This window comes from Cupriavidus necator (assembly GCF_013141915.1).
GTDB lineage: Bacteria > Pseudomonadota > Gammaproteobacteria > Burkholderiales > Burkholderiaceae > Cupriavidus > Cupriavidus necator_B.
In genome coordinates this window covers 82,373-100,770 of record NZ_SROX01000008.1, presented here as the reverse complement: position 1 = coordinate 100,770, position 18,398 = coordinate 82,373, and the positions used below count along the sequence as shown (strand labels likewise).

General features: G+C 70.2%; 15 protein-coding genes. 5 read left to right on the top strand and 10 right to left on the bottom strand.

The genetic code is table 11. From position 1 onward, the window contains the following. Position 1: 1 nt before the first annotated feature. The 3 genes from cobD to cobU are packed head-to-tail and all read right to left on the bottom strand — an operon-like array spanning position 2 to position 2,699. A complete protein-coding gene (cobD, locus tag E5S69_RS16540; RefSeq protein WP_171515909.1) occupies positions 2–1,021 on the bottom strand; it encodes a threonine-phosphate decarboxylase CobD in 1,020 nt (339 codons plus the stop codon). Further along, positions 1,018–1,992, bottom strand: a complete 975-nt coding sequence (locus tag E5S69_RS16535) for a CobD/CbiB family cobalamin biosynthesis protein (protein WP_171515745.1) — start codon at positions 1,990–1,992, stop codon at positions 1,018–1,020. The genes cobD and E5S69_RS16535 overlap by 4 nt, the downstream gene beginning before the upstream one ends. Then, complete coding sequence (cobU, locus tag E5S69_RS16530) at positions 1,986–2,699, bottom strand: bifunctional adenosylcobinamide kinase/adenosylcobinamide-phosphate guanylyltransferase (RefSeq protein ID WP_171515744.1); 714 nt, start codon at positions 2,697–2,699, stop codon at positions 1,986–1,988. Before cobU ends, E5S69_RS16535 begins: the two co-directional genes overlap by 7 nt. A gap of 38 nt (positions 2,700–2,737) precedes the next feature. On the opposite strand from cobU, the gene E5S69_RS16525 reads away from it, so the two are divergent. Then, positions 2,738–4,261, top strand: a complete 1,524-nt coding sequence (locus tag E5S69_RS16525; protein WP_171515743.1) for a cobyric acid synthase — start codon at positions 2,738–2,740, stop codon at positions 4,259–4,261. Positions 4,262–4,401: 140 nt separating this feature from the next. Continuing rightward, positions 4,402–5,595, top strand: coding sequence for a PepSY-associated TM helix domain-containing protein (locus E5S69_RS16520; RefSeq protein ID WP_171515742.1), 1,194 nt, complete (start codon positions 4,402–4,404; stop codon positions 5,593–5,595). 63 nt (positions 5,596–5,658) lie between these two features. Here the strand turns inward: E5S69_RS16520 and panC are convergent, their stop codons facing one another. The 3 genes from panC to E5S69_RS16505 form a co-directional block, all read right to left on the bottom strand. Then, positions 5,659–6,507, bottom strand: a complete 849-nt coding sequence (gene panC, locus E5S69_RS16515; RefSeq protein WP_171515741.1) for a pantoate--beta-alanine ligase — start codon at positions 6,505–6,507, stop codon at positions 5,659–5,661. A gap of 138 nt (positions 6,508–6,645) precedes the next feature. Then, positions 6,646–7,539 (bottom strand): segregation and condensation protein A, encoded by an 894-nt coding sequence (locus tag E5S69_RS16510; RefSeq protein WP_171515740.1) that lies wholly within the window; start codon positions 7,537–7,539, stop codon positions 6,646–6,648. A 31-nt stretch (positions 7,540–7,570) separates the two neighbouring features. Continuing rightward, the gene (locus E5S69_RS16505) at positions 7,571–7,762 is read right to left on the bottom strand and encodes a DUF3460 family protein (protein WP_018008060.1); all 192 of its coding nucleotides are present in this window, start codon (positions 7,760–7,762) and stop codon (positions 7,571–7,573) included. A 189-nt stretch (positions 7,763–7,951) separates the two neighbouring features. Here E5S69_RS16505 and E5S69_RS16500 point away from each other — a divergent pair, with 189 nt between their 5' ends. Genes E5S69_RS16500 through bamE form a run of 3 tightly spaced genes read left to right on the top strand, consistent with a single transcriptional unit; the run spans position 7,952 to position 14,473 of the window. Beyond that, on the top strand, positions 7,952–9,763 hold the full coding sequence (locus tag E5S69_RS16500) for an autotransporter assembly complex protein TamA (protein ID WP_171515739.1): 1,812 nt from the start codon (positions 7,952–7,954) through the stop codon (positions 9,761–9,763). After that, entirely contained in the window at positions 9,763–13,881 is a 4,119-nt protein-coding gene (locus E5S69_RS16495) for a translocation/assembly module TamB domain-containing protein (RefSeq protein WP_171515738.1), read from the top strand. The genes E5S69_RS16500 and E5S69_RS16495 overlap by 1 nt, the downstream gene beginning before the upstream one ends. A gap of 43 nt (positions 13,882–13,924) precedes the next feature. Continuing rightward, positions 13,925–14,473, top strand: coding sequence for an outer membrane protein assembly factor BamE domain-containing protein (gene bamE / locus E5S69_RS16490; protein ID WP_171515737.1), 549 nt, complete (start codon positions 13,925–13,927; stop codon positions 14,471–14,473). A gap of 20 nt (positions 14,474–14,493) precedes the next feature. On the opposite strand, the gene E5S69_RS16485 is transcribed toward bamE, so the two are convergent. From E5S69_RS16485 to E5S69_RS16470, 4 genes are read right to left on the bottom strand one after another with little or no spacing between them, the layout of a single operon-like run. Further along, complete coding sequence (locus tag E5S69_RS16485) at positions 14,494–15,459, bottom strand: ABC transporter ATP-binding protein (protein WP_171515736.1); 966 nt, start codon at positions 15,457–15,459, stop codon at positions 14,494–14,496. Between the two features lie 23 nt (positions 15,460–15,482). Next, positions 15,483–16,529, bottom strand: coding sequence for an ABC transporter ATP-binding protein (locus E5S69_RS16480; RefSeq protein WP_171515735.1), 1,047 nt, complete (start codon positions 16,527–16,529; stop codon positions 15,483–15,485). Further along, entirely contained in the window at positions 16,526–17,419 is an 894-nt protein-coding gene (locus E5S69_RS16475; protein ID WP_171515734.1) for an ABC transporter permease, read from the bottom strand. The genes E5S69_RS16480 and E5S69_RS16475 overlap by 4 nt, the downstream gene beginning before the upstream one ends. Beyond that, positions 17,412–18,323, bottom strand: coding sequence for an ABC transporter permease (locus E5S69_RS16470; RefSeq protein ID WP_171515733.1), 912 nt, complete (start codon positions 18,321–18,323; stop codon positions 17,412–17,414). Before E5S69_RS16470 ends, E5S69_RS16475 begins: the two co-directional genes overlap by 8 nt. Positions 18,324–18,398: the final 75 nt, after the last annotated feature.

The window sequence follows — 18,398 nt, the reverse complement described above, 5'->3', positions numbered from 1 at the left end:
TTCAGGCAGTGACCGCGGCCAGCGCCGCGTCCAGCCGCTGCCAGGCGTGCGGCTGTTCCGGCGGCAGGCCCAGGCGCAGGCTCGGCGGGCAGCCACCGGCGGCATCGAAGTAACGGGTCCAGACGCCGCGTTGCGCTAGCTTGTGGTGCAGCGCCGCGGCGTCAGGATGCGGCACCCAGCAGAACAGCGGGTGCATCACGGGCGGCAGGCCATGGTGGTCGAGCAGCGCTGCCAGCCTGGCTCCGCACGCTTGCAGCCGCACGCGGGCGCCTTGCTGCCAGGCATGGTCGGCCAACGCGAGCCGCGCCACCTCGCGCGCCGGGCCCGAGACGGTCCAGTGGCCCAGCCGCATGCGCAGCGCGTCCAGCAGCGCCGGCTGTGCCAGCACGAAGCCGCAGCGGATGCCAGCCAGGCCATAGAACTTGCCGATCGAGCGCAGCACCACCAGCCCGTCCTTGCCGCTGTGCGCGGCGACGGAATGGCCGGGCAGGCCATCGATAAAGGCTTCGTCCACCAGCAGCGTGCCGCCGCGCGCCGACAGCGCGGCATGCCAGCGCAGCAGCGTGGCGGCGGGCAGCACGCGCGCGGTGGGGTTGTTCGGGTTGACGACGACCAGATGGTCGAGCGCGTCGGCCAGCCCGGGATGCGTGAAATCGGACTCGTCCAGCGGCACCACCGCATGTCCCGCAGCGGCGAACGCCGGCGCGTATTCGCTGTACCCCAGCGCGGCAACGCCGACGCGCCCCGCGCGCAGCAGGCCCGGCAGCGTGCGGATCGCGGCCTGCGAGCCGGCCACCGGCAACGCATGGGGCGCACCGCATGCCGCGGCGGCCAGTTCGGCCAGGCCATCGTCGTCCTGCGGCAGCCGCTGCCACGCCTGCGCGGGCAGCGCCGGCACGGGGTAGCCATCGGGGTTGATGCCGGTGGACAGGTCAAGCCAGTCATCGGCCGGGCGGCCGTAGCGGCGCACCGCGGCCAGCAGGTCGCCGCCGTGGCGGATCGGGGGCACGGTGGGACTCATGCCGGTGCGGATATCGTCAGTGCCGGCAGCGCGCTGGCGCCGGCCAGCGCCAGCCACAGCCATAGCGTGCGCTCCACCAGCCGCAGGCAGGCCATGACATGCGCCGCCCCGGGCGCGGTGCCGGCGCCCAGCGGCGGACGTTGCTCGATTTCACCGTGATAGCGTGCCGGGCCGCCGAGCAGCACGCCGATAGCACCGGCACCGGCCGCCATTACCGGGCCGGCGTTGGGACTCGACCACGCCGGGGCCTGCGTGCGCCAGCAGCGCAAGGCCTGCGCGGTGGCGCCAAGCAGCGCATACGACAACGCCGTCAGCCGTGCCGGCACGAGATTGAGCGCATCGTCGAGGCGCGCCGCGGCCCAGCCGAAATACAGCAGCCGCGGCGTGCGATAGCCCCACATCGCGTCGAGTGTATTGGCCAGGCGGAACACGATCACGGCGGGTGCGCCGCCGACCAGGAACCAGAACAGCGCACCGAAGACCGCGTCGTTGCCGTTTTCCAGCGCCGATTCGCAGGCGGCGCGGGCCAGCGCTTCGGCATCGGCATCGGCGGTGTCGCGCGAGACGATGCGGGCAGTCAGCGCGCGCGCGGCGGACAGGTCAGCCGCCGCGAGTGCGCCGGCGATCGGGGCGATATGCTGGTGCAGGCTGCGTGCGCCGAGCGCCGCGTACAGCGCGAGCCCATGCAGCGCCAGCGCGGCGAGCGGATGCCAGCCGGCCAGCGCGGCCGCCAGCCACCATGCCAGCGCGGCCGGGACCAGCACCAGCATGCACCAGCCGGCCATGCCGGCGAGGCGCTGTTGCCACGGCGCACGGCGGTGCGTGCAGGGGTTGAGACGGCGTTCCACTGCGGCCGCGATACGACCGAAGCCTACCAGCGGATGCCAGCGGCGCGGCTCGCCGAGCCAGCGGTCCAGCAGTGTCCCGATCCATGCCGCTGCCACGCATGCCGGCCAGGCCAGCATCAGCATGCGGGATCGGCGCCCTTTACCGCAACCGGGATGCCCGCCACCAGCAGCCGCACGCAGTCGGCCGCGGCGGCAAGCTTCTGGTTCAGGCGGCCCAGTTCATCGACATAGAAGCGGGTGATGGCGCCCATCGGAATCACGCCGAAGCCGATCTCGTTCGAGACCAGGATGACGTGGCCGGGCAGCGTGGGCAACGCGTTGAGCAGTGCCTCGATTTCTTCCGTGAAGGCAGCTGGCGGCGTGATCACGCCATGCTCGGGATAGTCGCGGCCGTCGGGGAACAACAGGTTGTTGATCCACAACGTCATGCAGTCCACCAGGATGCAGCCGTCGTGGCGCGCGTTGGCGTAGAGCGCATCGGCCAGGTGCACCGGCTCTTCGACCAGGCGCCAGTCGGCGGGGCGGCGGGCACGGTGCAGGGCGATGCGGACCTCGAGCTCCTGGTCGACGTGGGCCGGGTCCTGGTGCGCGGTGGCGATGTAGGTGACCGGCCCGCCGGTGATGGTGGCGTGATCGGTGGCGAGCTGTTCGGCGAAATGGCTCTTGCCGGAACGGGCGCCGCCCAGCACCAGGGTCAGCTGGCGGCTGCCGGCACCGCTGGCGGCGGCGTGCGGCTGGGTGGCCGGGCTGGTTCCGGACGCGGCGGGCGCGGTGGCGGGTGCGATGGCCGGGGTTTCCATCCGCGTATTGTAGCCGCCGCATCCGGGCATGGCACGGCCCGCGTGCGGGGCGGTGCGATAATTCGCCGATGCAATCCGACTCTTCGCAATTCCAGATGCCGGGTGCCCTGCGCGGCACGTTGATGGTCCAGGGCACCACCTCGGATGCCGGCAAGAGCACCATCGTGGCTGGCCTGTGCCGGGTGCTGGCCCGGGCTGGCACCCCCGTGGTGCCATTCAAGCCGCAGAACATGGCGCTGAACAGCGCTGTCACCGCCGACGGCGGCGAGATCGGCCGGGCCCAGGCGCTGCAGGCGCAGGCCGCGCGGCTGTTGCCGCATACCGACATGAACCCGGTGCTGCTCAAGCCCAGCAGCGACACTGGCGCGCAGGTCATCATCCACGGCCGGGCGCGGCTGGACCTCGATGCGCGCGCCTACCACGCCTACAAGCCGGAGGCGATGAAGGCCGTGCTGGCCTCGCACGCGCGCCTGGCGCGGGCCTATGACGTGGTGCTGGTGGAGGGCGCCGGCAGCCCGGCCGAAGTCAACCTGCGCGAGCGCGACATCGCCAACATGGGCTTTGCCGAGCGCGTCGACTGCCCGGTGGTGCTGGTGGCGGACATCGACCGCGGCGGCGTGTTCGCGCACCTGGTGGGCACGCTCGACTGCCTGTCCGACAGCGAGCGCGCGCGCGTGACCGGCTTCATCATCAACCGTTTCCGCGGCGATATCGGGCTGCTGGAGCCCGGGCTGGACTGGCTGGTGGCGCGCACCGGCAAGCCAGTATTCGGCGTGCTGCCTTACCTGCACGGCCTGCACCTGGATGCCGAGGACGCCATCATCGGCGCGCAGTCCGACGCCGCCGCCGGCATGCCGGCGCGGCGCCTGCGCGTGGTCGTGCCGGTGCTGCCGCGCATCGCCAACCATACCGACTTCGATGCGCTGCGCGCGCATCCGCAGGTCGACCTGCAGTTTGTCGGGCCGGGCCGGCCGATGCCGCCGGCCGACCTGGTGGTGCTGCCCGGCAGCAAGAACGTGCGCGGCGACCTCGACTTCCTGCGCGCGCAGGGCTGGGACACCGCGCTGGCGCGGCACCTGCGCTACGGCGGCAAGCTGATCGGGATCTGCGGCGGCATGCAGATGCTGGGGCGGCAAGTGCACGACCCCGATGGCCGTGAAGGCCCGGCCGGCAGCAGCGCGGGCCTGGGCTGGCTCGACTACGACACCACGCTGGCCGCCGAGAAGCAGCTGCGCCAGGTGGGCGGCCGGCTGGCGCTGGAGGCGGCCGGCGCGCCGGTGCGCGGCTACGAGATCCACCTCGGCGTCACCACCGGCAAGGGCCTGGAGCAGCCGGCCCTGTGGCTCGATCGCGGCGACGGCTCGGTGCGCCCGGACGGTGCGCGCTCGGCTGACGGGCAGGTGCTGGCCACTTACGTCCATGGCCTGTTCGACGAACCCGCCGGCTGCCAGGCGCTGCTGCGCTGGGCCGGACTGGACGGCGCCGAGGCAGTGGATCTCGATGCGCTGCGCGAAGCGTCGATCGAGCGCCTGGCCGATACCATGGCCGCGCACCTGGACCTTGGGGCATTGCTGGCGCCGCTGCGGCGCTGACACGCTGCGGCGCGTGCTGCCGCCATGCGCAACGGCCCTGCTAGAATCGCGAATCCTTCGCATTCGCAACGCGGCACGGGGATGGCTTTTGCGCCATATTCCATGCCTTGCGGCGTCCGCTCAACGTACTGCTCCCCGTCATGGTCACCGGCCGCCCGCGCGTCGTCCTCGTCAAGCTCCATCGCTATATCGGCCTCAGTCTCGGCCTGCTGTTCGTCCTGATGGGACTGACCGGCACGACTATCGCCTGGCGCGATGAGCTCGATGCCTGGCTCAATCCAGACCTGCTGGTCGCCTCCGCGCCGATGACCGCGCCGGTAACCCCGGACACCGTCCAGGCCGTGACCGAGCGGCTGGCGGCGGCGCCTTACGGCAAGCCCAACCTGCTGATGCTGCCGGACCATGCCGACGGCGTCTTTGTCGCCTGGTATCCGGTCAAGGGGCCCGGCGGCCTCGTGCCCGGGCGTTCGCGCCAGGTGATGGTCGACCCGGTCACGCTGGAAGTGAAGGGCGAGCGCGTCTGGGGCGAGGCCGGCTTGTCGCGTCGGCTGCTGCTGCCGACGCTGTTCCACCTGCACCGCTACCTGCTGTCGGGCGAGACCGGCAAGACCATTACCGGCGTGGCCGGCATGCTGTTGTTGCTGACCACGCTGGTGGGGGTGGCGGTGTGGTGGCCCAAGATGAAGCTGCGCTCGGTGGTGCAGGCGTTCCGTATCACGCATGGCGGCTCGTGGTCGCGCTTCAATTATTCGCTGCACCGCGCCGGCGGCGTCCTGGCCGCGCCGGTGCTGGCCACCATCGCGTTTTCTGGCTGGTACCTGAACCTGCCCAAGTGGGTCACGCCGATCGTGGCGGGGGTGATGACCGTGACGCCAGCGGCCAAACATGTCTCGGCCCCCGCGCCGGCCGGGTCGCGGCCGCTAGAGGCGGGCGCGATCATGGCCGCGGCGCAGGCGCAGTACCCGCAGGCGCAGGTCACGCGCATCGGCTTTCCGCGCAAGCCCGGCGACGCCTTCGAGGTCCGGCTGCGCCAGCCCGGCGAGGTGCGCCAGCACACTGGCGCCACGCGGCTGTGGCTCGATGCCTGGACCGGCGCGCGCCTGGGTGTGCGCGATCCGCAGCAGGCACCGGCCGGCGACACGCTGCTGAACTGGCTGTTCCCGCTGCATACCGGCGAAGCCTTTGGCCTGCCCGGGCGCATCTTTATCACGCTGTTCGGGCTGGCACCGCTGGCGTTTGCCGTGACCGGCACGCTGATCTGGTGGAAGCGCCGGCGCGGCCACCAGCGGCATGTGGTGAAGACCGCGCAGCGCACCAACATGCGCCGGGCATGAAAAAAGGCAGGCCGCGGGGCCTGCCTTTTGCTTCTGTCTCTGCCGGGACGGCGGCTGCGCCGCTCAGATTTCCAGGTTGTCGATCAGCCGGGTCGCGCCGAGCTTGGCCGCCGTCAGGATCACCAGCGGCTCGCCGGCGAGGAACTCCTCGCGCGTCGGCGCCTGCAGGTCGACACGCTTGCGGATCGACACATAGTCCGGCTTCCAGCCGCGCTGTTCCAGCGCAGCGCAGGCGTTGGCCTCCACCGCCAGCAGGTCGGCCGATGGGCGGTCGCCGCCCAGCACGGTGTCGCGCACCTCATGCAGGGTGCGGTACAGCACCGGCGCCTCGGCGCGCTCGTCCGGGCTCAGGTAGCGGTTGCGCGACGACAGCGCCAGGCCGTCTTCCGCGCGCACGGTCTCGGCGGGAATGATGTCGATCGGCAGCGCGAACTGCTGCACCATGCGGCGCACGATCATCAGCTGCTGGTAGTCCTTCTTGCCGAACACCGCCACGCGCGGCTGCGCGCACGAGAACAGCTTCATCACCACCGTGCACACGCCCTTGAAGAAACCGGGGCGGAATTCCCCTTCCAGGATGTCGCCCAGGTCATGCGGCGGCTCGACGCGGTATTCCTGTGGCTCGGGGTACATGTCGCGCTCGGAAGGCGCAAACAGCACGTAGACGCCTTCGCTCTGCAGCTTTTCGATGTCGTCCTGCAGCGTGCGCGGGTACTTGTCGAAATCCTCGTTGGGGCCGAACTGCAGGCGGTTCACGAAGATCGATGCCACCACCGGGTCGCCATGCTGGCGCGCCAGGCGCATCAGCGACAGGTGCCCTTCGTGCAGGTTGCCCATGGTGGGGACAAAGGCCGCGCGGTTCTGGCCGCGCAGCTGGTCCCGCAGCTCTTGGATGGAGGAAATGACTTTCATCTGCCTTGGTGTGCTGGTCGTGTAGGTGTGACCCGGACGCCTGTCCTTGGCGGACGGCGCAAGCCTTGCCGGTCTGGGCCGGCTGTCGGCGGATTGTAGAACAACTGGCGCGGGGCCGGCCCCCGCGGCGCGGGTGGGTCAGCTGGGGCTGTACGCCAATCGCACATAAATTGGCGCGAACGGTTCGGCCTGGGTGATCTCGACCAGCGCTTCGCGCGACAGCTCGAGCATGGCGATAAAGTTCACCACCACCACCGGCACGCCCTTGCCGGAGCGCACCGCGTCCTCGAACAGCTCCGAGAACTCCATGAAGCGCGCATGTTGCAGCCGGCGCAGGATCTGGCTCATGTGCTCGCGCACCGACAGTTCCTCGCGCGAGATCTTGTGGTGCTGGTTGAGCTTGGCGCGCTTGAGCACGTCGGCCCAGGCCGCCTGCAGGTCCACGGTTTCCACCTCGGGAAAGCGCGGTACCAGGCTCTGCTCGATATAGACCTGCGAGCGCAGGAAGTCGCGGCCCAGCTGCGGCACGGTATCGAGGCGCTGCGCGGCCAGCTTCATCTGCTCGTATTCCAGCAGGCGGCGCACCAGCTCGGCGCGCGGGTCTTCGGCCTCATCGTCGCTGTCGGCCTTCTTGACCGGCAGCAGCATGCGCGACTTGATCTCGATCAGCATCGCCGCCATCAGCAGGTATTCGGCGGCCAGCTCCAGGTTGGTCTTGCGGATCTGCTCGATGTAGGACAGGTACTGGCGCGTGACCTGCGACATCGGGATGTCGAGGACGTTGAAGTTCTGCTTGCGGATCAGGTACAGCAGCAGGTCCAGCGGGCCTTCGAAGGCTTCCAGGAAGATTTCGAGCGCGTCGGGCGGGATGTACAGGTCCTGCGGCAGCTTGAACAGCGGCTCGCCGTACAGGCGCGCGAACGCCATCCCGTCGACCATGTCGGCGGGGCCGGCCGGACCGGGCGCGGCAGCGGGCGCGACGGCCGGCAGCTCCACGGGCAGCGGCAGCTTGTCCTGGTCGCCTGCGCTCATGCTGTCGGCTCGGACGCGGGGGCGGCGGGAATCAGTTGTCCTGCGAGTAGACGTAAGGCTTTTGCGCCACGCGCGAAGCCTGGGCGCGGGCGCGCTCTTCGAGGTCGATCGGGGCCTTGTCCCACAGCAGGGCGCGGCCGTCGCGCTGCTCGGCCTCCAGCGTCGGGCGCTCTTGCTTGAGCTGCTTCAGGAACTGGGTGATATCGGATTCGTAGAGGGCCATGTTCAACCGGGATGCACCCGTGCGGGCGCCAGATAGGTACAGTGGGCCATGATTTTACAGTATCGGCACCCCGGGATGCACGCCAGCCGGGGGCTCGGGCGCCGCAAACTGCCGTCATGCGCAGGAAAGTTCCGGGCGCCAGGCCGGGTGTGGTCAAATACCGACTTTGTATGTGTGGACAATCGGGCGATGCCGCAAGACACCGCTAACACCGCTGACTCGGCTGGCCGCGCCGCCAGGCGCCCGGCCGCGCGCGCCCTGGCGGCGCTCGGGGCGCTGGCGCTGGCCCTGGCGGCCGGTACGGCCAGAGCCGCCTACAAGGTTGACGTCGAAGCGCCCAAGCCGATCCGCGAGATGCTCGAAGAGCACCTCGACCTGGCCCGCTACAAGGAGCGCACTGACCTGTCCCAGGACCAGTTCGACTATATGGTCGAGACTGTCGGCGAGCAGGTGCGGGCCTTCGCCTCCACCGAAGGCTATTTCGATCCCACCACCACCACGCGCGTGGAAGGCGAGGGCGACAAGCGTGTAGTCCACGTGATGGTCGACCCCGGCGCGCGCACGCTGATTCGCAACGTCGACATCCAGGTGACGGGCCCCGCCGCCACGCAAGCCCCCGCGCAGGTGGCGGAAATGAAGGCCAAATGGGGCCTGCCGGTCGGCGAGCCGTTTCGCCAGAACGACTGGGACAAGGCCAAGGAAGACGCGCTGGTCACCCTGCAGAGCCACACCTACTACGGCGCGCGGCTGGCTGCGTCGCAGGCGCGGATCGAGCCGGACGAGCTGCGCGCGGACCTGTCGACGCACTATGCCAGCGGCCCGGCCTACCGGCTGGGCGCACTCAAGGTCACCGGCACGCGCCGGTACCCGGAGCAGATCATCTACAACGTCAATCCCCTCAACGAGGGCGAGCCGTACCGGGTGGAGCGGCTACTGGAGCTGCAGCGCGCGATCCAGAACCAGCCGTATTTCTCCAACGTGCTGGTCGACCTGGAGCCGCCGCCGGACGCCGACAAGGCGCCCGACGGCGTGGTCACCGCGCCAGTGTCGGTGCGCGTGCGCGAATATCCAGTGCACCGGCTCAATAGCGGCGTCGGCTTTACCACCGATACCGGGGCGCAGGTCGAAGGGCGTTATTCGTACTACAACCTGTTCAACCGCGCCTGGACCTTCGACTCGCAGGCGCGCATCGAACAAAAGCGTTCCTATCTGTTCGCCGAGGCGGCGATGCCGCCGTCCCGCGGTGCCTACCGCAACAGCGTGTACAGCAGCTACGAGCGCACCATCGACATCGAGAACACCGACACCACCAGCCTGCGCACGGGCCTGAAGCGCTCGCGCTCGCGCGAGAAATACGACGTGACCACGTCGCTGGACTTCTACTACGACAAGCTGCTGCCGGTGGGGCAGCCCGGCCAGATCAGCAAGGCGCTGGTGCCGGCCTTCGCCTGGACCCGCCGCGACGTCGACAACCCGGTGTTCCCGCGCCACGGCAATGTGATCAGCACCCAGATCGGTGTGGCGGCCAAGGGCTTGCTCAGCGATGCCACGTTCCTGCGGCTGTATGGCCGCATCCGGCAGTACATCCCGGTCGGTACGCGCGACCTGGTGGTGGCCCGCCTCGAGCTGGGCGCCGACCTGACCGGCGACAGCTCCAGCCAGATCCCGGCTACGCTGCGCTTTCGCGCCGGCGGCACCGATTCGATCCGTGGCTACAGCTACCAGTCGATCGGCACGCCCAGCGGCGCCAGCATCTTGCCGGCCAAGTACCTCGGCACCGGCAGCCTGGAATACCAGTACTGGTTCAAGCCGGACTGGGGCGTGGCCGTGTTCTGGGACGCCGGCACAGCCGCCGACAACCTGCGCGGCGTGACGATCTACAACGGCGTGGGTGTCGGCGTGCGCTGGCGCACGCCAGTGGGCCCGCTGCAGCTCGACGTGGGCTACGGCATCCAGGAGCGGCAGTTCCGGCCGCATATCTCGCTGGGGGTGGCGTTCTGATGAACGTGCACGATTTGCCTGCCATGCCCGGCGGCGGCGACCAGGCGCCCCCGCCGAACGCGCCCGCGCCGCGCAAGCGCCGGCGACTGTGGCGCGTGCTGGGCTGGCTGGCCGGGATCCTGCTGTTGCTGGTGGTGGCGCTGGCAGCCGCGGGCGTGGCGGCGCTGCGCACCGAGACTGGCACGCGACACCTGTGGACGCTCGCCACGCGGCTGTCGGCCGGCATGCTCGGCGGCCGCCTGGAAGGCGGCACCGTGGCGCATGGCCTGCGCCTGCGTGACGTGGTGTTCGCCAGCGGCCAGACCCGCGTGACGGTCGACCGCATCGATGGCAGTTGGAACCTGAGTTGGCAGCCGCGGCGGTTGCATGTGCAGTGGCTGCGCATCGGCAAGGCCGAAGTGCGGCTCGGCCCTGCCGAGCCCAGCACCGGGCCGATGCAGAAGCCTGCTTCGCTCGAACTGCCGCTGGCCATCGATGTCGATACGCTCACGCTCGAGCGCCTGTCGCTATTGCAGGGCCCGGCGCCGACAGCCGAGCCGATGGTGTTCAGCAACCTGGCCGGCGCCCTGCACAGCGACGGCCAGCGCCACCGCGTCAGCGTCGACAAGCTGGAAACGCCTTACGGCAAGCTGGCGGCCAATGCGCAACTGGGCGCCGCCGCCCCATTTGCACTCAGCGCGGAAGCCTTGCTGGAAAGCAGCTGGCAGGACGAGGCCTTCGCCGTCAATGCCACCGCCAATGGCAACCTCGATGCATTGCGCGCCGAGGTGCAGGCCAGCGGCGAGCGCATCCACCTGCGCGCCGGCGCGGACCTGACGCCATTCGGCAAGGTCCCGTTCACGCACCTGCTGGTCGATGGCGACCGCATCAACCCGCGCCTGTTCAGTCCGTCGGCGCCGCAGGCCAACCTGACCGTGCATGCTGAACTGCGACCGGTGGCGGGCGCCGCGTCGGCGCCCGCGGCGGCTTCCGCGCCAGCGGCGTCAGCCGCGTCGGCGCCCGGTGCCGCCCCCTCTGCGGCGCCGCTGGCGGTCGCCGGCGATATCGAAATCCGCAACCTGGAGGCCGGCCCGCTCGACAAGCAGCGGCTGCCGGTGCAATCGGTGCGCGCGCGAGTCGAACTGAGCGAGATGGCGCAGGCGGTGTCGGACCTGCGCGTGGCACTGACGGGCAAGGCCGAGATCGCCGGCAGCGGTGCGCTGCGCGGCGGCCGTGGCGGCTTCGACCTGGACGTACGCCGGCTGGACCCGGCGGCGCTGCACGGCTCGCTGACCAGCGCCAGCCTGTCGGGCCCGGTGGTGATCCGCATCGAGCCGGGCCGCCAGAGCGTCGCGCTGGACCTGTCGGGCGGGCCGTTCAAGCTGTTCGCCGACGCCAGCATGGACGCCGAGACCGTCACCCTGGCCGCGCTGCGCGCCGTGGTCGGCACCGGCCTGCTGACCGCCGAAGGCAAGCTGGGGCTGAAGGACAAGCAGCCGTTCAGCTTCAAGGGCAAGCTGTCGGCGTTCGATCCCGCGCGCGTGGCCAAGGTGGCCGCGGGCCGCATCAACGCCGATTTCACCGCGACCGGCGAGCTGGCGCCGCAATTGGGCGTGGCGCTGGACTTCGCCGTGCATGAAAGCGAATACGCGGGCCTGCCGATGACCGGCGGCGGCAAGGTGCGCCTGGCGGGCGAGCGGCTGTTGCCGAGCGAGGCCGCGCTCAGCATGGCCGGCAACCAGGCCAGCCTGCGCGGCAGCTTTGGCGCGCGCGGCGATGCGCTGAAACTGGCGGTCGATGCGCCGCAGCTGGACCGGCTGAAGTTCGGCGTGGCCGGCAAGCTCAAGCTCGACGCCACCATCACCGGCACGCTGAAGAAGCCCGAGGTGGTGGCCGACTACAACGCGCAAACGCTGGAAGTGGGGCCGCACAAGGTGGCCAGCGCCAGCGGCCGCGCCGAAATCCGCGGCGGGCTGGACGGCCCGCTGTCGGTGCAGCTGGCGGCGCGCGGCTACCGCGGCCCGCATGCCAGCCTGAGCACGCTCGATGCCACGCTCAACGGCACCCAGGCCAACCACGTTTTCGACGTCAAGGCGGCCGGCACCCTGAACCAGCGGCCCTTGCAGCTGGCACTGGCGGGGCAGGGCGCGTGGAAAGGCAAGGACGGCTGGAACGGCACCATCCGCACGCTGGAAGAGCGCAGCACCGTCAACCTGCGCCTGGCCGCGCCGACGCAGCTGCTGGTGGCTGACCAGCGCGTGCGCCTGGGCGCCACGCGCCTGCTGTTGGACCGCGCCACGCTGGCGATCGACAGCCTGGACTGGGACCATGGCCGCATCCGCAGCGCGGGCAGCCTCGACGGCCTGCAAGTGGGGCGCGTGCTGGAACTGATGGAAACCCTCACCGGCGAGCGGCCGCCGGTGCGCTCCGACCTGGTCATCGATGGCCGCTGGAACCTGGTGCTGGCCGAGACCGCCAGCGGGTTTGCCGAACTGCGCCGGCGCAGCGGCGACCTGTCGGTCAACGCAGGCCGGGGCTTTACCACCCTTGGCCTGGGCGAGACCAGCCTGCGCGCCGACGCCGGCGGCAACCGCATCGCGCTGCGCGGCGGCATGGTGTCGGGCCGCATCGGCAAGGTAGTGGTCGATGCCTCGGCCGGCCTGGTGCAGGAGCAGGGGCTGCAGACCGTGGGCCCGGCCTCGACGCTGGGCGGCACTGTCACCGTCGACGTGCCGCGGCTGAAGTCGCTGGAAGCGCTGACCGGCCCGCAGTACGCCTTCGACGGCCGCCTGGCCGCGGCGATGCGACTGGCGGGCACGGTGGCGGCACCGCTGCTGACCGGCACCATCAACGGCGACAACCTCGCGGTCACGCTGTACGACCAGGGGCTGCGCCTGACCGACGGCACCGTGCGCGTGGTGCTCGACCAGAATACGGTCGAGCTCAGGCAGGTGGAGTTCCATGGCGGCGACGGCAAGCTCACCGCCACCGGCAACATCAAGCTGGGCGAGGCCGATCCCAACCTGACCGGCAAGATCGTCGCCGACAAGCTGCAGCTGTTTGCCAGCCCGGAACGCACGCTGGTGGTATCGGGCGATGCCAGCATTGCCAACGAGAACAAGCAGGTGGTGATCCGCGGCAAGTTCCGCGTCGACCGCGGGCTGTTCGACCTGCCCAAGGCTGGCGCGCCGGTGCTGGGCGACGATGTCGTGGTGATCCGGCGCAAGGACCAGCGCGCGGTCAAGACCGCGGCCACGCAGATGCCCGAATCCAAGCCTGCCAGCCGCTTCAGCCCGGTGATCGACCTGAGCGTCGACCTCGGCAACAACTTCCGCTTCCGCGGCGCCGGCGCGGACCTGCTGCTGGCCGGGCAGATGGGCGTGAAGAGCGAACCGCTGGCGCCGATGAAGGCCACTGGCACGGTGCGCGTTACCAGTGGCACTTACGAGGCCTTCGGGCGCAAGCTCGACATCGAACGCGGCATCATCAACTTCAACGGCCCGATCGACAACCCGAACATGAACATCCGCGCCATGCGCCGCAACCAGGAAGTGGAAGCTGGCGTCGAGGTCACCGGCACGGTGCGGCTGCCGCGCGTGCGGCTGGTGTCGGAGCCCAACGTGCCCGATGAGGACAAACTGTCGTGGCTGATGTTCGGCTACGGCGCGGAAAGCGCCGGCGCCGGCCAGCAGCGCCAGCTGAGCGGCTCGGCATTGGGCGGCGCCGCGCTGGGGCTGATCGGCGGCAAGGCCGGCAAGGGCATCGTCTCGCATTTCGGCATCGATGAATTTTCGATCGGGCCCAGCACCGCGGGCCTGAACGACCAGCAGGTAGTCAGCATGGGCAAGGCCATCACCGAACGCATGTCGGTCGGCTATGAGCAGAGCCTGACCTCGGCCTCGAACGTGGTGAAGCTGACCTGGCAGTTCTCGCGGCGCTGGTCGCTGATTGCCAAGGGCGGCTCCATCAACGGTTTGTCGGTCTTGTTCAACCGCCGCTTCGACAGCTGGGCCAACCTGTTCAGCGGAGCCTCGAACCGCGGCACCAGAAGGAGCCAGCAGGATGACAGTCAGCAGCTCGACCCCGAAAGCGCCGCGCAGGCGGCCTCAGCCGTCATCGCCGAGCCGGTGCGCCGCTGAATTCCCTTCGACCTTTGCCGCGTCGCCGCGACGCCTTGCCGCCATGGGACTGATTGCCTCGATGCTTGCGCTGTTTGGCTGCGACCAGCAGAAGGTCGACCAAGCCATGAAGAAGGCGGGCGAGACCGCGCGCAACACCTGGAACGCGATCAAGCCCGACAGCGAGCTGTTCAAGGGCATCGTCCCGGGCCAGTCGACCGAGGAGGACCTGCGCCGCCAGGCCGGCAAGCCCGAGATCGTCTGGGAAGAGGCCGACGGCGGGCGCCGGCTGGAGTACCCGCGCGGTCCCGAGGGCACCACCACGTGGATGGTCACCATCGGCGCCGACGGCAAGGTCGCGAAGATCGAGCAAGTGCTATCGGCCGAGCACTTCGCGCGCGTGCGCCCCGGCATGAGCAAGGACGATGTCCGCCGCCTGCTGGGCAAGCCCACCAAGGTGGAGGCGTTCGCGCTGAAGCAGGAAGAAGTGTGGGGCTATCGCTGGATGGAAAGCTCCACCGACAAGGCCTTCTTCAACGTGCATTTCAACAGCGACGGTGCGGTCACCACCACCTCGCGCAGCGACGATCCGTCGAAGATGCAGGGCGGCTGACGCACGCCCTGCGCCCGTGGTCACTGCAGCAGATGGCAGGCGGCCACGTGCGCCGGCGCGGCCGGGCCGGTGGCCGGGTCCAGCCGCCGCATGCGCGGGACCTCCGCCGCGCACGCCGGCAGCGCGCGCGGACAGCGCGGATGGAACTTGCAGCCCGGCGGCGGGTGCAGCGCCGAGCCGATATCGCCGAGGATCAGGCCTTCGGCGGGCTGGTGATCCGGGTCGGGCCGCGGCGCCGAGCCCAGCAGGGCCTGCGTGTAGGGATGGCGTGGCGCGCCGAACACCGCGGCGCTGGGGCCGCTTTCCGCCATATTGCCCAGGTACATCACGCCCACCGCCGAACTGAAGTGCTCGACCAGCGCCAGGTCATGGGCGATCACCACGTAGGCCAGCCCGAAGCTGCGCTGGATGTCCGACAGCAGGTTGATGATCTGCGCGCGGATCGACACGTCCAGCGCCGAGGTCGGCTCGTCCAGCACCATCAGCCGCGGCCGCAGCGCCAGCGCGCGCGCCACCGCGATGCGCTGGCGCTGGCCGCCGCTGAACTCGTGCGGGTACAGGTCGAGCGCGCCGGGCGGCAGGCCGACGATCTCCAGCAGTTCCAGCAGCCGCGCCCGCAGCGCGGCGCGGTTGCCGCCCTGGCCATGCGCCAGCAGCGGCTCGGCCAGCAGCATGCTGACCTTGAGCCGCGGGTTGAGCGACGACGACGGGTCCTGGAACACCGCCTGCACCTGGCGCCGGTAGGCCAGCACGCCCTTGCGGTCGAGCGCCAGCACGTCCTGGCCATCGAAGCGGATGGCGCCGGCGCTGGGCCGCTCGAGCAGCAGCAACTGCCGCGCGATGGTGGTCTTGCCGCACCCGGACTCGCCCACCAGCGCAAAGGTCTGGCCGGCATCGACGGCAAAGCTGACGCCGTCGACGGCACGCACGGTGCCGCCGCCGCGCGCGGGGAAATGCTTCTTCAGGTCTTGCACTTCGAGCAGCATGGCGCCTCCTGGCTTGCGCTGTCTCAACCGGCCGAGGCCAGCCAGCAGCTGACCTTGTGGCCGGATTCGAGTTCGATCTCGGGGGGATAGGCGTCGTCGCACAGCGGCTTGCGGTGCGGACAGCGCGCCGCGAAGCGGCAGCCGTGCGGCGGGTCGACCAGGCTGGGCGGGCTGCCCTGGATCGCGTACAGCCGCTCGCGCCGCTCGCCGAAGTGGGGGATGGCCTGCAGCAAGGCCTGCGTGTAGGGATGGGCGGGGCGCTGGTACAGCGTGCGCACGTCGCCGGTCTCGACGATGCGCCCCGCGTACATCACCGCGACCCGGTGGCAGATGCTGGCCGCCACGCCCAGGTCATGCGTGATCAGGATGATGCCGACGCCGGTCTGCGCCTGGATTTTGCGGAACAGCGCCATGATCTGCACCTGGATGGTCACGTCCAGCGCCGAGGTGGGCTCGTCGGCCACCAGCAGGCGCGGCGCGCTGGCGATGGCCATGCCGGTCACCACGCGCTGGCGCATGCCGCCACTGAACTGGTGCGGATAATCGTCCAGCCGCGTCTCCGGCGAGGGGATGCGCACGCTGTCCAGCACCTGCACCACCTGGCGCCGCCGCTCCGCGCGACTGTCGGCGCGGCCGTGGTAGTGCAGCGGCGCGCCGACCTGGTCGCCGACCGTGAACACCGGGTTCAGCGAGGTCAGCGGATCCTGCGAGATCATCGCGATCTTGCGGCCGCGGTACTGCGTGCTCATGGTCTTTTCCGGCAGCTGCAGCAGGTCGACGCCGTCGAGCAGCACCTTGCCGCCGAGGCGCACGCCGCCCTGGCGCGGCAGCAGGCGCAGGATCGACAGGATGGTCATGGACTTGCCGGAGCCCGACTCGCCCACCACGCCCAGGGTCTCGCCCTCGTTCACATGCAGGTCGACGCCGTCCACGGCGCGCACCATGCCGCGGCGCAGCTCGAGGTGGGTGGTCAGGCCCTGCACCGACAGCATGGGCGTGCCGCGCGGGCGGGCGTCCTGGGCGGTTGTCGGCAACGGGCGTTGCGTCACGTGCGGATCGGGGCCGGTCATAGCTGCCTCCGTTTCGGGTCGAAGTGGTCGCGCAGCCAGTCGCCCAGCAGGTTGGACGCCAGGCAGGTGGCCATGATGGCCAGTCCGGGCATGGTGATGGCCCACCACGCGTTGGTGATGTAGTTGCGTGCATCGGCCAGCATCAGCCCCCACGATACGTCGGGCTGCTGGATGCCCAGGCCGAGAAAGCTGAGCGAGGCCTCGAAGATGATCACCTGGCCGACCTGCAGCGTGGCCAGCACCAGCAGCGTGTTGAACAGGTTGGGCAGCAGGTGGCGGCGGAAGATGGTGAGGGTGCCGCAGCCGGCGACGCGCGCCAGCGCCACGTAGTCGCGCTGCTTGAGCGACATTACCTCGCCGCGCACGATGCGCGCATACCAGGTCCAGTAGGTGACCACGATCACCAGCACCACGGTCTCGAAGCCGGGGCCCAGCACCGCCGCCAGCACCAGCGCAAGCGCCAGCGCCGGGATCGACATCTGGATGTCGACCAGCCGCATGATGAGCGCGTCGAGGCGCCCGCCGAAGTAGCCGGCCAGCATGCCCGCGGCGGTGCCGATGCCGCCCGAGATCAGGATGGCGTACAGCGCGACCACCAGCGAGATGCGGGTGCCGGCCATGATGCGCGTCAGCAGGTCGCGGCCCATGTTGTCGGTGCCGAGCGGATAGGCCCAGCTGCCGCCTTCCAGCCAGGCCGGCGGCTGGAACGCAAGGCCCAGGTCGAGGCCGTTGGGGTCATGCGGCAGCAGCGCGTCGCCGCCGACGGCGCAGGCCAGCAGCAGCGGCAGCACCGCCAGCGCAAACCAGGGCAGGCCGCGCAGATTGCGCCGCGGGCGCTTGCGCGCGGGTGCCGCGGCGGCACCGGCGGGAGGGATGGCGATCTCAGGCATGGCGGATCCTCGGGTCGATCAGGCCGTAGCTCAGGTCGACCAGCAGGTTGGACAGCACGAACAGCACGGAGGTGAGCATCACCCCCGCCTGCACCACGGGAAAATCGCGCGCGAACACGGCTTCGACCACGGTGCGGCCGACGCCGGGCCAGGCAAAGATGACCTCGACCACGAAGGCGCCGCCCAGCATCGCCGCGAAATACACGCCGAGGATGGTCACCAGCGGAATCGCCGCGTTGCGCAGCGCGTACTTCCAGATCAGCACGCGCTCGGGCAGGCCCATGGCGCGGCCCATGCGGATGTAGTCGCTGTCGAGCACATCGAGCATGGCAGAGCGCACCACGCGGGTCTGCGCCGCCACCGGATACCAGCCCAGCGCGATCGCGGGCAGCACCAGGCTGTTCCAGGATTCGCGCCCGAACGCCGGCAGCCAGTTCAGCTGTACCGCAAAGAACAGGATCAGAAGCAGGCCGACCCAGAAGTTGGGCATGGCCTGGCCCGCCATGGCGAAGACCTTGGCAAAGCGGTCGAACCACGAGCCGCGCCAGACCGCCGACAGCACCCCGAACGGCACCGCCATCGCGATCGAGAACGCCAGCGCCGCCAGCGCCAGTTCCACCGTGGCCGGCAGCCGCTCCAGGATCAGGCCGAGCGCCGGCTCCTGCCAGCGGTAGGAATTGCCGAAGTCGCCGGTGACGGCGTGGCGCAGGAAGACCAGGTACTGCGCCACCAGCGGCTGGTCCAGGCCGAGATGCTGGCGGGTTTGTTCGATCACCTGCGGTGGCGCGTCGGCGGGCAGCAGCAAGGCCAGCGGGTCGCCGGACAGGCGCGAGATCAGGAAGATGATCACGCTCGCGCCCAGGATGCTGATCAGGCCGTGCAGCAGGCGTTTGGCAATGGGCATGGCGGGCTCCATCGGAGAATGTCAGCGGGGATGCCGCGCCGGCGCGCACATTGGTGCGCGACCGGACGCGGCGGC

Coding starts and splice junctions, on each gene's coding strand:
- cobD (WP_171515909.1), bottom strand. CDS start 1,021: ATGAGTCCCACCGTGCCCCCGATCCGCCACGGCGGCGACCTGCTGGCC.
- E5S69_RS16535 (WP_171515745.1), bottom strand. CDS start 1,992: ATGCTGATGCTGGCCTGGCCGGCATGCGTGGCAGCGGCATGGATCGGG.
- cobU (WP_171515744.1), bottom strand. CDS start 2,699: ATGCCCGGATGCGGCGGCTACAATACGCGGATGGAAACCCCGGCCATC.
- E5S69_RS16525 (WP_171515743.1), top strand. CDS start 2,738: ATGCAATCCGACTCTTCGCAATTCCAGATGCCGGGTGCCCTGCGCGGC.
- E5S69_RS16520 (WP_171515742.1), top strand. CDS start 4,402: ATGGTCACCGGCCGCCCGCGCGTCGTCCTCGTCAAGCTCCATCGCTAT.
- panC (WP_171515741.1), bottom strand. CDS start 6,507: ATGAAAGTCATTTCCTCCATCCAAGAGCTGCGGGACCAGCTGCGCGGC.
- E5S69_RS16510 (WP_171515740.1), bottom strand. CDS start 7,539: ATGAGCGCAGGCGACCAGGACAAGCTGCCGCTGCCCGTGGAGCTGCCG.
- E5S69_RS16505 (WP_018008060.1), bottom strand. CDS start 7,762: ATGGCCCTCTACGAATCCGATATCACCCAGTTCCTGAAGCAGCTCAAG.
- E5S69_RS16500 (WP_171515739.1), top strand. CDS start 7,952: ATGCCGCAAGACACCGCTAACACCGCTGACTCGGCTGGCCGCGCCGCC.
- E5S69_RS16495 (WP_171515738.1), top strand. CDS start 9,763: ATGAACGTGCACGATTTGCCTGCCATGCCCGGCGGCGGCGACCAGGCG.
- bamE (WP_171515737.1), top strand. CDS start 13,925: ATGGGACTGATTGCCTCGATGCTTGCGCTGTTTGGCTGCGACCAGCAG.
- E5S69_RS16485 (WP_171515736.1), bottom strand. CDS start 15,459: ATGCTGCTCGAAGTGCAAGACCTGAAGAAGCATTTCCCCGCGCGCGGC.
- E5S69_RS16480 (WP_171515735.1), bottom strand. CDS start 16,529: ATGACCGGCCCCGATCCGCACGTGACGCAACGCCCGTTGCCGACAACC.
- E5S69_RS16475 (WP_171515734.1), bottom strand. CDS start 17,419: ATGCCTGAGATCGCCATCCCTCCCGCCGGTGCCGCCGCGGCACCCGCG.
- E5S69_RS16470 (WP_171515733.1), bottom strand. CDS start 18,323: ATGCCCATTGCCAAACGCCTGCTGCACGGCCTGATCAGCATCCTGGGC.